General features: G+C 62.8%; 9 protein-coding genes. All 9 read left to right on the forward strand.

What is annotated here, in order from left to right:
- Window positions 1–4 precede the first annotated feature (4 nt).
- The 9 genes from mnmE (at window position 5) to D180_RS03935 (ending at window position 15,250) form a co-directional block, all read left to right on the forward strand.
- Complete coding sequence (gene mnmE, locus D180_RS03905; protein ID WP_017911754.1) at window positions 5–1,348, forward strand: tRNA uridine-5-carboxymethylaminomethyl(34) synthesis GTPase MnmE; 1,344 nt, start codon at window positions 5–7, stop codon at window positions 1,346–1,348.
- Window positions 1,349–1,531: 183 nt separating this feature from the next.
- The gene (locus D180_RS24390) at window positions 1,532–1,801 is read left to right on the forward strand and encodes an Arm DNA-binding domain-containing protein (protein ID WP_232760301.1); all 270 of its coding nucleotides are present in this window, start codon (window positions 1,532–1,534) and stop codon (window positions 1,799–1,801) included.
- Window positions 1,802–1,821: 20 nt separating this feature from the next.
- The gene (locus D180_RS24395) at window positions 1,822–2,142 is read left to right on the forward strand and encodes a hypothetical protein (RefSeq protein WP_232760303.1); all 321 of its coding nucleotides are present in this window, start codon (window positions 1,822–1,824) and stop codon (window positions 2,140–2,142) included.
- Window positions 2,088–2,636, forward strand: a complete 549-nt coding sequence (locus D180_RS24400; protein WP_232760305.1) for a site-specific integrase — start codon at window positions 2,088–2,090, stop codon at window positions 2,634–2,636. Before D180_RS24395 ends, D180_RS24400 begins: the two co-directional genes overlap by 55 nt.
- Before the next feature lie 288 nt (window positions 2,637–2,924).
- Window positions 2,925–3,116, forward strand: a complete 192-nt coding sequence (locus D180_RS22790) for a hypothetical protein (RefSeq protein WP_081616389.1) — start codon at window positions 2,925–2,927, stop codon at window positions 3,114–3,116.
- A 65-nt stretch (window positions 3,117–3,181) separates the two neighbouring features.
- Complete coding sequence (locus tag D180_RS03920) at window positions 3,182–6,097, forward strand: DEAD/DEAH box helicase (RefSeq protein WP_051064772.1); 2,916 nt, start codon at window positions 3,182–3,184, stop codon at window positions 6,095–6,097.
- Window positions 6,094–11,061, forward strand: a complete 4,968-nt coding sequence (locus tag D180_RS03925; RefSeq protein WP_017911756.1) for a hypothetical protein — start codon at window positions 6,094–6,096, stop codon at window positions 11,059–11,061. The genes D180_RS03920 and D180_RS03925 overlap by 4 nt, the downstream gene beginning before the upstream one ends.
- Window positions 11,058–13,328: a KAP family NTPase gene (locus tag D180_RS03930; protein ID WP_081616390.1), complete on the forward strand. Its 2,271-nt coding sequence runs from the start codon at window positions 11,058–11,060 to the stop codon at window positions 13,326–13,328. Before D180_RS03925 ends, D180_RS03930 begins: the two co-directional genes overlap by 4 nt.
- Before the next feature lie 23 nt (window positions 13,329–13,351).
- The gene (locus D180_RS03935; protein ID WP_017911758.1) at window positions 13,352–15,250 is read left to right on the forward strand and encodes an ATP-binding protein; all 1,899 of its coding nucleotides are present in this window, start codon (window positions 13,352–13,354) and stop codon (window positions 15,248–15,250) included.
- The last annotated feature ends 27 nt before the right edge of the window (window positions 15,251–15,277 follow it).

Below are 15,277 nucleotides of genomic sequence, written 5' to 3' on the forward strand. Positions count from 1 at the left end.
CGCCATGCCGTCTTCCGCCACCGAGACCATCGCCGCCATCGCCACCGCTCCCGGCGCGGGCGGCGTCGGCGTGGTCCGTGTGTCCGGTCCGGCGGCGGCGGCCATCGCCGAGGGGCTGGGCCTGGGCGCGCTGGTGCCGCGCAGCGCGCGCTACGCGCGCTTTCGCGACGCGCACGGCGAGATCGTGGACGACGGCATCGCGCTGTGGTTTCCGGCGCCGCGCAGTTTCACCGGCGAGGACGTGCTGGAACTGCAGGCGCATGGCAGCCCGGTGTTGCTGCGGCACCTGGTGGCGCGCTGCTGCGAACTCGGCGCGCGTCCGGCGCGTCCGGGCGAGTTCAGCGAGCGCGCCTTCCTCAACCGCAAGCTCGACCTGGCCCAGGCCGAGGCGATCGCCGACCTGATCGCCGCCGGCGACCTGCGTGCGGCACGCGCGGCACGGCGCTCGCTGGACGGGGTGTTCTCGCGTCGCGTCGACGACCTGGCCGAGCAGCTGATCCGCCTGCGCATCCACATCGAAGCGGCGATCGATTTCGCCGACGAGGCGCTGGACACGCTGGGTGGCGAGCAGGTGCGCGCCGGCCTGGCGCAGGCGCGCACCGACCTGGCGCAGTTGCGTGCCGACGCCGAACGCGGCCGGCGCCTGCGCGATGGCCTGCACGCGGTGCTGGTCGGCCCGCCCAACGCCGGCAAGAGCTCCCTGCTCAACGCACTGGCCGGCAGCGACCGCGCCATCGTCACCGACATCGCCGGCACCACGCGCGACACCTTGCACGAGACCGTGCGCCTGGACGGCGTGGAACTGACCCTGGTCGACACCGCTGGCCTGCGCGAGGGCGGCGATGCGATCGAGCGCGAGGGCATGCGCCGCGCGCGCCAGGAACTGCAGCGCGCCGACCTGGCGCTGATCGTGCTCGATGCGCGCGAGGCCGAGGCCGGCCATGCCGCGATCGCCGATGCCATCGCCGATGTGCCGCAGCGCCTGTGGATCCACAACAAGAGCGACCTGCTCGCTGCCGTGCCCGCGGCCAGCGCCGAGCGCGTCTATGTGTCCGCCGCCACCGGCAGCGGCCTGGAGCAGTTGCACGCGCAGTTGCGCGCGATCGCCGGCGCCGCGGCTGGCGAGGGCAGCGACGGCGAGTTTTCCGCGCGCGCCCGCCACGTCGACGCGCTGCAGCGCGCCGCGACGCATGCCGACGCGGCCGCGGTCGAACTGCAGTACGAACGCCTGGAACTGGCCGCCGAAGAGCTGCGCCTGGCCCATGCCGCGCTCGGCGAGATCGTCGGCGCGCTCAGCGCCGACGACCTACTCGGGAGGGTCTTCTCCAGCTTCTGCATCGGGAAATGAGGTGAAGTCCAAGGACGTCTATTGAAGTCTGCTGATGTGGCTGTAAGCCGCATAAATAAAGGGACTTTTGTCTGTTGAGTGATTCGGTGATACAGTCAAAGCCATCGCTATTCGGGTCCATGTACGGGTCCAAGTTCATCGAATAGCCCGACTATTGACTTTCATGGACCCAAAGGAGGGTCCATGTCTCTCACAGATACCACGCTCAAAGCGCTCAAGCCGAAGGATGCCTCGTACATCGTCAGCGACGATCGCGGGCTGTACGTCGAAGTGCTGCCGAGTGGCAGCATCGTCTGGCGTTATCGCTATCGGCTGGACGGCAAGCGAGAGAAGCTAACGCTGGGCAGGTACCCAGCGCTTACCCTGAAGAACGCCCGCCTGAAGCGGTACGAGGCGGCCCATCAGGTAGCGATGGGAGAGTCGCCAGCAAAGAAGAAGCAGCAGGAAAAGTAGCCGGCGCAGAAGACGCCACCGTGGCCGAGTTCGCGGAACGCTTCTTCAAGGACATTCAGTCACGCGACCGCAAGGACGTGACCATGCCCCAGCGCTACTTGGAGAAGGACATCCTGCCGCACATCGGTAGCAAGCCGGTCCGGGACATTACCGCCGAGGACGTGCGCAGCGTCATCTGGCGCAAGAAGGAACAAGGCTTCGATGCCGCCGCCGGCCAGGTGCGCGGCCTGCTCAAGCGCATGTTTGACTACGCGCTGACCTGCGGCCTGATCCGGCCAACCCGGTCATGGCCCTGCCAACGCGGCACGTCTACCGCGCCGCCGCCCGCGACAGGGCGCTGACGCCGGACGAAATCCGGCAGTTCCTGCGTGCCATGCAAACCTCTAACATCCGCCGCCAGTTCAAGATCGCCTTCCAACTGATTCTGATGACCCTGGTGCGCAAGTCGGAACTGATGCTGGCTCAGTGGAAAGACGTGCATGTGGACAAAGGCGAATGGCACATCCCGGTCGAGAACTCCAAGACCGGCAAGCCTCACATCGTCTACCTGTCCACCCAGGCGCAAACGCTGTTCAAGGAACTCAAGCCGCTCGCCAGCAGCAGCGACTGGGTGTTGCCAGGGCGTGGCGCCCTGGCCAAGCCCTTCGCCAACAATGCGCTGAACCAGGCGCTGAAGGTGTCATTGCAGGGGCAGGAGATTCCCGCCTTCACCATCCACGACCTGCGGCGCACGGCATCGACATTGCTGCACGAACAGGGCTGGCCTTCGGATGTGGTGGAAAAAGCGCTGAACCACACCATCGGCGGCGTGCGCGGTGTCTACAACCGGGCCTAGTACGCCGAGCAGCGGCGGGAGATGCTGCAGGCGTGGTCGGACTACATCGACAGGCTGGCGCCGTCGGCAAATCTGGTGGTGTGAGTCCGCCCGGGGCCGAGGCAACCTTTTCCTTTTCTGGATAGGGCCGTTGACCCTTGGCGCCATTCCCTTCGGCTTATTGCCCTTGCCTTTTCGTAACAGAAGTTGCCAAACCGTCGATCCACATGCGCTTAACACATGTGCTTTTCGTGCCCTGCAAAGCGCAGTACATTTGCAAGTAAATATGACTTATCTCAAGGCCTTGCAATGACGCGCCTGAAGGTTGAAACGCTCTCCATTCGGACGTCGCCAAACGTCAAGCAACTGTTGCGTGCCGCAGCGGAACGTGAACACCGCTCCGTGGCTTCGATGGTGGAGGTGCTGGTGCTCGAATACGCACGCAAGCATGGATTGCAGGAACCTGCGCGGGATGGACGGCCCTCGGAGTCGTCAGCGTGACGTTGTGTTCGTTGGCTTGCTTCCCTGTGTCCCATCCATTCACCCGAGCGTAGCGTAGAAACTTCATGTCCCTTTCCCAGCCTCCCGCCCCCGGTTCCCGAGCCCTGATCCGCGACGAAGAATGGCTCGTCCAGCACGCCGATCAATGCGCCCAGGGAGGCTGGCAACTGTCCTGCATCGGTGTGTCGGAAACCGTGCGCAATCGCCAAGCCCTGTTCCTGACGGCGCTCGATGAGGTCACCATGATCAACCCTGCACAGACCGAGCTGGTGTTCGACGACTCTCCCGGATTCATGGCCGCACGGCTGGCGATCGAAGCCCGTCTGCGCCAATCTGCCCTGCAGGGCGATGCCTTGGTGCTGGGGCAACAGGCCGTGATGGACACCTTGCCCTTCCAGCTCGACCCGGCCCATCATGTGCTACAGCAACTGCGATCGCGCCTGCTCATCGCCGATACCGTCGGCCTGGGCAAGACGTTGGAAGCCGGCATCCTCACCGCCGAGCTGATCCGCCGCGGCCGTGCCCGACGCATCCTCGTGGTGACCACCAAAAGCATGATGCGCCAGTTCCAGCAGGAGTTCTGGAACCGCTTCACCATCGCCCTGACGCGCCTGGATTCGGCGGGCATCCAGCGCATCCGCCGGCAGATACCGGCCAACCACAACCCTTTCAGCTACTACGACCGCACCATCATCTCGGTCGATACGCTCAAACGCGACAGCGAATATCGCCACTACCTGGAAAGCGCGTGGTGGGATCTCATCATCATCGACGAGGCCCACAACGTCTCCTGCAAGGGCAATCGCACCCAGAGCAACCGTTTGGCCGACCTGCTGGCCCAACGCTCCGACGCGCTCATCCTGCTCACCGCCACACCGCACAACGGCAAGAAGGAAAGCTTCGCCAGCCTGGTGCGCATGCTCGACCCCACCGTGCTGCCGCCCAGGGCCGACTACAGCCGCAGCGACGTGGAGCACCTGTTCATCCGCCGCTTCAAGAGCGACGTGCGTGAACAGATGAAGCAGGATTTCCCCGAGCGCCAGGTCTTCAAGCTGGCCGCCCAGGCCAGCGCCGCCGAGAACCTCGCCTTCGATACCCTGGCCGAACTCAAGCTCGCCAGCGATGGCAGCGGCGCGCGCGACGGCGCCATGCTGTTCCGCACCGTGCTGGAAAAGGCACTGTTCTCCTCGCCCGCAGCCTGCCTGCAAACCCTGAAGGAACGTATCCGACGTCTGGAAGCCCGTGATGCAACGCATCCCGACCTGGCTCCACTGCACGATCTGCAAGCCTTGGTACAGCAGATCCAACCCGCACAGTTCAGCAAACTGCAGCACCTCATCACCCATCTCAAGGATGACCCGCACTGGCGCTGGGATGGCCGTGCCGCCGATGACCGTCTGGTGTTGTTCACCGAGCGCATCGAAACCCTGAAATTCCTGCAACAACACCTGCCTGCCGCGCTGGGCCTGAAGGCAGACGCCGTCGCCATCCTGCACGGCCAGTTGCCCGATCAGGACACCCAGCAGACGGTCGAGGATTTTGGCCGCAGCCATTCGCCACTGCGCCTGCTCATCGCCTCCGACGTGGCCTCCGAAGGCCTGAACCTGCACTACCAGTCGCACCGGCTGATTCACTTCGACATTCCCTGGTCGCTGATGGTGTTCCAGCAGCGCAACGGTCGTGTGGACCGCTATGGCCAGACGCAACCGCCCAAGATCGGCTACCTCTACACCCAGCCCCATAACGAGCGTGTCCGTGGCGATCTGCGCTACCTGGAAATCCTCATCGAAAAGGACGAACAAGCCGCGAAGAACATTGGCGACCCCTCCGCCTTCATGGGCCTGTACGACGAAGACGCCGAAACCTTGAAAGTGGCCCAGGCCATTGAAGGCAACACCACCGCTGAAGCTTTCGCCCAGCAACTGGCAGGCGGCGACATCGATCCCTTCGAACTGCTCTGGGGCGATGCCGCCAACAGCGTGACGCCACCTGTGGGCGAACCGGTGCCTTCCACCACGAGATCCCCTACCGCTACGTTGCCCAGCCTGTTCGCCGGTCACTACCACTATGCCCGCGACGGCCTGCGCTGGCTGCGCCAGCACCAGCCCGAGCAGCAACCCGCCGTACAGGCCGACGACTCCACCCGCACCCTCAGCTTCCAGCCGGGGCGCGACCTGAGGCAGATTCTGGAGCGCGACCTCGCCCCCGAAATGTGGCCCGCCGACAATACGTTTGCCCTCTGCGCCGACAGGCGCACGGTCGAGGCTGCCATCGCCCAATCCCGCGACGGCAGCGACTGGCCGCAACTGCACTATCTTTGGCCGTTGCATCCCATCGTCCAGTGGCTGGACTACAAGCTGATGGCTGCCTTCGGCCGCCAGCGCGCCCCGCTGCTGCGCGTGCCGCAAGGCTTGCACGCGGGCGAAGCCATCATCCTCGTGCTGGCCCAGGTGCCCAACCGGCGTGGTCAGGCCATGCTGGCTGAATGGCTGGGCGTGCAACTCGATGCGCGGGGCCAGGTACAGGCCGTGCTGAGCCTGCCTGATACCCTGCACCGCACCGGGCTGGACGGCAGCCAGAATCCGGCCCCGGCCAACAATGGCCACGCCCCCGACAGCCGCCTCTGGCAGCAAGCCCTGCCTGCCGTCATCCACGCCGCCGAAATGCATGTGCGCCCCATCAAGCAGGCATTCGATGCCGACAGCCGCCAGCGCCTGGTGCACGAACTGGACAAACTCGCCACGCTGCAAGGCCGGCATTTGCAGCAACTGGAATTGGAACTGGCGGGCGGCATCGAACAAGTCCGCGCCGCCCAGCGCCAGCAACGTGAAAGCGCCACCGCCGACCTGTTCGGCCAATACCAGCAATGGGTGCGCGACACGCTGCAACTGGACGACCGCGCCCAGTTCACCGTTGTTGCCGCCCTGGTTTCCCAACAGGACGCTGCACGACAAGACGTGGCGCAAGGAACGGCCCAATGAGCTTCACCATCAATGGCCTGAACAACGCCAACGAGTTCTACAGCCAGCACTACCTGGACGACATCCTGGTCAAGGATCTCAAGCCGCTTTTCGAGCAGTGGAGGGAGCAGGGCAGCAACAGTCCCGTCGCCCGCCTCAGAAGCGCCAGCGGTGCCAACGGCTATTTCCGTGACCGCGAGCGATTCCTGGCCGAAAAACGCCCCGAGGCGCGCGCAGGCCTGCTGCATGAATTGGCCCAGCCGCTGCTGGCTGCGCTCGACTACGAATTGCAGCCGCAAACCCTGGCCCTGGCCGACGCCGGCCGCGAAGGCGAATTGCCCTTGCTGGCACTGTACCGTGACGCCAAGGGCCACCCATTGCTGGCCATCGCCACAGCGCTGGCCCTGCCAGGCGATGAAGACACCGCGCCGCTGCAACTGCCCCCGCGTGACGGCAAAGGCGCCAAGACCGGCCGTCACCAGGCGGAATGGGAAGAAACCCTTTCTCGCCGCCTGTTCGCCGACGACACCCCGCCACGCTGGGTGCTGCTGGTCCACCACGAACAATGGCTGTTGATCGAACGCAGCAAATGGGGCCGGAAGGCCCTGTTGCGCTTCGACCTGCCGGAACTGTTCGGCCCGCGCGACGAACACAGCCTGCGCGCCTTCGCCGCTCTGCTGGGCAAACAATCCGTGCTGCCCGTCGAAGGCGGCGCGGCCCTGCTCGACAGCCTGGACGACAGCTCCCACAAGCACGCCTTCGAGGTTTCCACCGACCTCAAGTACGCCCTGCGCGAGTGCATCGAACTGATCGCCAACGAGGCCATCCGCTACAAGCGAGAAGTCAGCAAGGAAAAGCTCTTTGAGCGTACCGATACCGACCTGGCCGACCAGCTCAGCCGCGAAAGCCTGCGTTACATGTACCGGCTGCTGTTCCTGTTCTACATCGAGGCCCGTCCCGAGTTGGGCTATGCCCCGATCCAGGCCGAAGCCTATCTGAAGAGCTACAGCGTCGAGCACCTGCGCGAGCTGGAACAGACCCCGCTCACCACCGACGAAGCCCGCAACGGTTTCTACTTCCACGACAGCCTGCAACAACTGTTCGGCCTGATCTGGCAGGGCTTCCCACGCCGCGATGCCGGCAGCGGGCAGCAAGAACTGGGCAGCGATCTTGAGCTTGCACAGGGCGATATCGCGCAAGGCAGTAGCTTTACCATCGCCCCACTGCAAGGCCATCTGTTCGACCCGGAACGTACCCGGCTGCTGAACAGCGTCAAGTTGCGCAACCTGGTGCTACAAAAAGTCGTCGCGCTGATGTCCCTGTCGCGTGGCAGCAGCGACAAGAATGGTCGCCGTGGCCGCATCAGCTACGCCACCCTTGGCATCAACCAGCTTGGCGCCGTGTACGAGGCACTGCTTTCCTTCCGAGGCTTCTTCGCCGAAGAAGACCTGTACGAAGTGCGCCGCGACCCCAAGGCCAAAAAGGCCAGTAGCTCGGAAGAAGACGAAGCCGACACCAGTGACAACAGCACCGATGACAGCGACGCCACGGATGACGACGACAACCCGCCCTCCAACGCCCGCGAAAAACGCAAGGACGCCGAACTCGACCCGCTGGAAGCCGCCTACTTCGTGCCTGCCAGCGCCATCAGCCAGTACAGCGACACCGAACGCCTGTTCGGCGGCGAACCGCGTCTGTATCCCAGGGGCCGCTTCATCTACCGCTTGGCTGGCCGCGCCCGCGAGAAGTCCGCCAGCTACTACACCCCGGAAATCCTCACCCGCTGCCTGGTTGAACATGCCCTGCGCGAAATCCTGCCCGGCAAATCCGCCGATGACATCCTGCGCCTCACCGTCTGCGAACCCGCCATGGGCAGCGCGGCATTCTTGAACGAAGCCGTCAGCCAGCTTGCCGAAGCCTATCTGCAAGTCAAGCAAAAGGAACTGGGCCAGAGCATCCCCCACGACGACTACGCGGCGGAAAAACAGCGGGTCAAGATGTATATCGCCGACACCAACGTGTTCGGCGTCGATCTCAACCCCGTGGCCGTGGAACTGGCCGAAGTCTCGCTCTGGCTCAACGCCATCTTCAAGGGCGGCCACGTGCCTTGGTTCGGCCTGCAACTGGTGGCCGGCAATTCCCTGGTCGGCGCGCGTCGCGACGTTTTCAGCACCGCGCAACTCTCACCCGGCCGAGGCGAGAAGGACATGCCGGAGCGCGACTGGCGCTGCGCCGTGCCGCGTGCCCTCGCGCTCTCGGAAACACCCTCCGCCACCGATATCTTCCACTTCCTGCTGCCCGCCGATGGTATGGGCGCCGTTACCGACAAGGTGGTCAAGGCACTGGAACCTGCCGCCTTCGAACGCTTCAAGCAATGGCGCAAAACCTTCACCGCTCCGCTGGAACGCAGCGAAATCACCCGCCTGCAGGCCATCGCCCAGGCCGCTGAAGCGCTCTGGCAGCAGCACGCCCAGGAACTAACCCGCGTGCGCCGCGCCACCAGCGACCAACTGCATGTCTGGCCCAGTACTGACGCCAACCGTGCGCCCACCACCACCGCGCAGAAGGACGCCACCTTCCAGCGTGAAATGCTCAGCGAGGCGCAGAAGAACGCCAGCCCCTACCGCCGCCTCAAGCTAGTGATGGACTACTGGTGCGCACTCTGGTTCTGGCCGTTGGACAAGGCTGACGACCTGCCCAGCCGCGAGGAATGGTGGTTCGTGCTGGAAACCGTGCTGCTTGGGAATGCCAGCCTTGCTGCCAGTTCCGGTGGCAGCGATCTGTTCCCGGAAACGATGTCCCAGTCCACGCTGGACTTCAGCCCCGAGCGCGACCGCTACGGCCATGTGGATATCGCCGCGCTCATCGACGCCCTGCCGACCCTGCAAACCGCGCAAACCGTGAGCGAGCAGCAGCGTTTCCTGCACTGGGAGCTGGAATTCGCCGACATCTTCCAAAGCCGTGGCGGCTTCGATGTGGTGCTGGGCAACCCACCGTGGATCAAGCTGGAATGGAACGAGCAAAGCCTGCTGTCGGACTTCGACCCGCGCTTTGCCATCCGCAAGCTCAGCGCCAAGCAGACCGCCGACCAGCGCGAGGCCGTGTTCGCCGCCGTACCCCAGGCCCGTGCCGACTACCTGGCCGAATGCGTGGCCACCGAGGGCATGGGCGCGTTTCTCAATGCGGCGCAGAACTATCCGTTGCTCAAGGGGCAGCAGAGCAATCTGTACAAATGTTTCCTGCCGCTGGTGTGGCGCGTGGGTGGCAGTGTGCAGGCGCTGCTGCACCCGGAAGGGCCTTATGACGACCCCAATGGCGGACTGTTCCGCGCTGCCATGTATAAGCGGCTGCGCTCGCATTATCAGTTCCAGAACGAACTAAAGCTGTTTGCAGAAATTGGCAATCGCGTCAAATACAGCATCAACGTCTATGGGATGGAGCAGGCAGTTCGGTTCCGGACGATTGCCAACCTCATGCATCCGCAGACCAGCTTCGCTTGCTTGGAACACTCCGGAGCAGGGGCAACGCCGGGCATCAAAAATGACGAAGACCGTTGGGATTTGACTGGGCACCGCAATCGGGTGGTGGAAGTGGTTGAAGATGTGCTTGCCACCTTCGCCAAGCTCTACGACGCACTCGGCACACCGCCCTTGCAGGCCCGCCTACCCGCCGTCCACAGCCGTGAACTGGTATCGGTGCTGGAAAAGTTCGCCCGCGTTCCTCGTCGCCTGGGCGACCTGAAAGACGATTACTTCACGCTGGAAATGTGGCACGAAACAGGCGCACAGAAGGACGGCACCATCCGCCGTGAAACCGGCTTCGTCGGTCGCCCCGAAGACTTCGTGCTCTCCGGCCCGCACTTCTACGTCGGCAACCCGCTCAGCAAGACCCCGAAAGCCGTCTGTGAAACCCACAAGGCGTACGACACTCTCGACCTCGAACACCTACCCGACCACTACCTGCCGCGCAGCAACTACCGTGCCGCGTGCAGCCCCACCGAATACGCCCGCCGCGTGCCGCGCGTCAGTTGGGTGGAGGAAAGAGAAACGGAGGTGAAGCCGGTGACGGCTCTTTACCGTTTTGTGGCAAGGTCTATGCTTTCCATTAGTGGCGAAAGGACTTTGATTCCAGTAATAGTCTCGCCTGGTGTTGCCCACATTGACCCGGTTCATTCGGTCAACTTTCGTTACATCAGTGACTTGCTAAATTTCTTTTCTGGCAGTCTATCTCTAGCTTTCGATTTCTTTATCAAAACAACAGGGAATCCAAGGTTCCGAGACAATCTTGCCCGATATTTGCCACTACTGAACGGCCATCATAGATTACGTGTCAGGGCGCTCGCCCTCAACGGCCTCACCACCCACTACGCCGATCTCTGGCAATCCTGCTGGCAACCCGAATTCCAGCAAGATCGTTGGGCCAGCGCCGACCCGCGCCTGCCGCAGGACTTCTTCGCCAAGCTCACCCCCGACTGGCAACGCCACAACGCCCTGCGCAGCGATTACGCTCGGCGCCAGGCGCTGGTGGAAATCGACGTCCTCACCGCCCAGGCCCTGGGCCTGACCCTCGACGAACTGCTCACCATTTACCGCGTGCAGTTCCCCGTTATGCGCCAGTACGAACGCGACACCTGGTACGACGCCACCGGCCGCATCGTCTTCACCGCCAGCAAGGGCCTGGTCGGCGTTGGCTTGCCACGTAAGGCCAACCGCAAGGACACCGAATGCACCATCGTCACCCCCGACGGCATCCGCAGGCCGCGCCGCCTCGGCTGGGAAGACATCCAGCCCAAGCTTATGCCCGATGGCACCTTGCATCCCCAAGTCCCCGACGGCACGGTGATCGAACGCCCCATCACCGACACCACCCAACCCGGCGGCCCCATCGACCGCACCCTCCGCTACACCGCCCCCTTCGCCCTGGCCGATAGGGAGGCGGATTACCGCGTGGCGTGGATGCACTTTGAAGGTGTGAGGACGCCATGACAGCGGCCGAGCAATCCTTCCACGGTGACCGTCCCATTGAAGCGCCATCTGAAGATCGATTGGGTTTTGGACCGGCGGCAGGTCATGTCGCCAAAGCAATTCACAAGATGGCGTCACCTGACGGCTTCGTGATTGGGATCGAGGGAGACTGGGGGTCGGGCAAGTCGAGCTTCATCAACTTGGTTTCGGATACGTTGCGCGAGCCCGACAATGCACCGGAGATCGTCCGCTTCCTTCCTTGGCTGATCAGCTCACGCGAGCGCTTGCTCAAGGAGCTTTTCACGGAGATCACCAAAGCCGCGCTCCGCATCGATGCCGGGGACGTGCAGGTTCATGGATGGAAAAAGCTCCGCGGTCATATCTGGCCAAGCCGTTACTCGGCGCAGGAACTTCGAAAGAGAAAGATCAAAAGACTCTTCTCGGGGTTCTCGTCGCGCTTGGTGCAAGCCGGAAAGCTGGCCGAACTTCTTGGACTGCCAGGGGCGGGAGCCGCCATGGAGGCGGGAAAACGTGCAGCCGAAGAATGGCTGGGCAACACTTCGCTTGAGAAGGAAAAGGCGCAGATACAGGAAGAGCTTCGCCGGCTGGAGCGGAAGATCGTGGTCTTCGTCGACGATCTCGACCGCTTGGAACCGAATGAAGTAGTGGAAGTCCTTCGCCTGGTGCGGGCGGTCGTGGACTTTCCGAACGTGGTTTACGTGCTGTGCTACTCCCGGGACATTATCGCCAAGAACCTGTCGACAGCATTGCACATCGAGAAGGGCGAAGAATTCCTTGAGAAGATCGTCCAGGTGAGCTTTTCGGTGCCACGTCCGGAAGCGTTTGATCTGCGCCGGATGTTCCGCCATGATCTGCACCTGCTGTATCCGGAGTTGCTGGAGAGCGACAGCTCGCAATCACGGGCCTTGCTGGAGCGGCTTGCTCAAGTCATCGACACCGAAGGGGGACGGGCACTGCTGACACCGCGACATGTCGTCAGGGCAGTCAATGCATTGCGCTTCCACGCCATGCCTGTACTGGAGAACATCGACGTTCCAGACATGGTGTGGCTGCAACTGATCCGCCTGCAATCCGAAAGACTCTACGAATGGGTCGAGGGATACCTGATCGGCTTTGCTGCGAAACATGCAGGAGCAAGAATCAGCGAGGAAGGAAAGAAAGCCGAGCTTCAACAGCTCAATTCGATCTTCGACGGCTTGCCTGGCATTGACTCGAACCGTGAACCGAGAATGCTGGCCCTGACGGAGCTTCCTGGAATCGAGTTCGACTTCGAGCGGCAGGCTGACCAGAAGAACGTCAAGATGGTGTTGAGCCTGTATGGCCGCGAAGATGTGAGTTCAGAGATCCTAGGAAAACGACTGGGTAGTCCTCAGCATTTCCGCTACTACTTTTCCCTGACGGCACCGCAAGGTGCGATCCATGACCGCGAATACGCCGCGTTCATCGAAAATGCCCGCGATTGCCCGGAAGTTGCTGTCCGTCAATTTTCAGAACTTGCCGCATCATTGAATCCCCAGGGGAAATCATCCGTTCAAGCGTTGTTGGACCGCCTGAAAGGCGATGCCATCAACGATGTTCCTGATGAGGCGATTCCGGGAATATTGGCGTCTCTTGCCGAGGGCATGGACGTTGCCGCTCTCAAAACAGGCAGGGGGGATTGGGGCGAATACTGGGTATGGCGAGATGCGGACAAGGTATTCGAAGGCTTGTGGGGCAGGCTGAGGGAGAGCCTTTCTGAAAGTGATCGCAAAGCTCTACTGAGGCAACTCTTCGGAGACGGGCGTGCCATCGGATGGCTAACGGGACTTTTCCGTAGCGAGATATTTGGCCACGGGATCTATGGCAGTGAAGCCAAGCCAGAAAACGAACGGACGTTTTCCCGTGATGAGCTTGATGTCGTGGCGCAACAGCTATTGCAGCGTTACCGGGAGCTGGCTGCCAAAGATCTTCCGCACCTGCCGAAAGTGGCGCACGTACTTTATTCGTGGAAACAGTATTCGCCAGATTCCATTGATGAAATAAAGAAGAAGGTTGAAGAGATATGTGGGAGTGATTCAGGGTTCCTGAATCTTTTGCAGGGCATGCGTAGCTGGCAAGCGACGAATGGCGTTGTTTCGTATCCCCTGAATATGTCTTCCCTTTCCAGGTTCATGGATGTCGAGCAGGTAAAGGTCCGCTTGGAATCCCTGGTGGCTATGGCAGACCGGCGAGTCGCGGATTCAGCCAAGGATCTGTTGGCGGCGCTTTGCGCTGGCGATGATGAGTAATATCTATGCGAGAAAAAAGAAGCATGCGTAGCGCCACCGACCTCTTCGAGGAACTCAACTCGGTCGATGAGTCCACCCGCATCGAGGCCAAGCGCGCCAGCGAACTGGGCAAATCCGTGATGCAGACGGTCATCGCCTTCGCCAATGAGCCTGGCCTGGAGGGCGGCTATCTGCTGTTGGGCGCGGACTGGTTCGTCAACGACAAGGGCGATACGGTGTACCGTGCCGCCGGCCTGCCTGACCCCGACAAGGTGCAGCGCGATCTGGCCAGCCAGTGTGCATCCATGCTCAATGTCGCCTTGCGGCCGGAGATGCAGATTGAGACGGTAGACGGCAAGACGGTGCTGGTGGTGTACGTGCCCGAGGCCGATGTCACTCAGAAGCCGGTCTATCTCAAGGCTACCGGTTTGCCGCGCGGAGCCTACCGCCGCATCGGTTCCAGCGACCAGCATTGCGTGGATGAAGACCTTTGGGTGCTGCGCGGCGAAAGCCAGCCGCTGCACGGGCCAGATTCCAGCATCCTGCCCGATGCCCGACTGGACGACTTCGACCCGACCGCCGTAGCGGCCTATCGGCGCGAACGTGCCCGCATCAACCCCCAGGCCGAGGAGCTGGATTACGGCGACGAGGACCTGCTCGAAGCCCTGGGCGCGTTGCGCCGCGTGGACGGTCGATTGCAGCCGACGCTTGCCGGCATGGTGCTGTTCGGCAAACCCCTGGCGCTGCGCCGATTGTTGCCTATGGTGCGCATCGATTACATCCGCGTACCAGGCAACGAATGGGTGGAAGACCCTGAAAACCGCTTCCAGTCCATCGACATCCGCAAGCCGCTGCTGCTGGCGCTGCCTCAGGCCGAAGCCAGCATCATCGATGAGTTGCCCAAGGGCTTTCGTCTGCCCGAAGGGCAGTTGCACAGCGTGCAGGAGCCGATCCTGCCGCGCAAGGTGATCCGCGAGGCGCTGGCCAATGCCGCCATGCATCGCAGCTACACCGTGCACAGCCCGACCCAGATCATCCGCTACAGCAACCGCATCGAAATCCGCAACGTCGGCTATTCGCTCAAGGAGCCCGCGCAGTTGGGTACGCCGGGGTCGCGCCTGCGCAACCCGGCTATTTCCGCCGTGCTGCACGACCTGCACCTGGCCGAAGCCAAGGGCACCGGAATCCGCGCCATGCGCCGCCTGGCCGCCGAGGCAGGCTTGCCCTTGCCGGAATTCCACTCCGATCGGCAGGCCAACGAGTTCCGGCTGACGCTGTTCCTGCACAACCTGCTGACCGAGGACGACCATGCCTGGCTGCGTGGTTTCGCTGGCCCGGCAGTCAGCGCCGACGAAGCCAAGGTATTGATCTACGTCCGCGCTACAGGCGCGGTAGACAACACGGCCTGCCGGGACTTTTGCGGACTGGATACGCTGGCGGCCAGCTTGGTGCTGCGCCGGCTGCGCGACCGGGGACTGTTGGAGAAGCAAGGAGCTGGCAGCCGCACTTATTACATATTGGCCGATGCCGAGCGGCAGACGGCTGGGGATACTAGCCAGGCAGAGCTGCCGCTGGGAATCCCCGTGGGATCGACGGACGGAGGAGGGGGGGATTCACCGCCAAGCATGGGGGGATTTTTGGAATCCCCCCATGTTCTCGCCGACGTTCCCCCCGAGCTACAAGCAAGGATCACGGCCGCCGGCCCGAAACCTCGTCAGGCTGAGGTTCGTGAGCTGATCCTGACGCTGTGCGCTCTGCGCCCCCACACCGTGGCCGAGTTGTGCCGGGTGCTTGGACGCCGCGACACCAAGGAATTGCGCCGCACCTACCTGCGTCCCTTGCGAGATGAAGGGCGGCTTGCCCTGAAGTACCCCGAAACCGAGAAGCACCCGCATCAGGCCTATGCCACGGTTGAGCGTGTGGTGGAGTCCGGTGATGAGTGAAACCGGCCTGAGAAAAGCGGACACCGC

Source organism: Xanthomonas sp. SHU 166 (assembly GCF_000364685.1).
Lineage (GTDB): Bacteria > Pseudomonadota > Gammaproteobacteria > Xanthomonadales > Xanthomonadaceae > Xanthomonas_A > Xanthomonas_A sontii.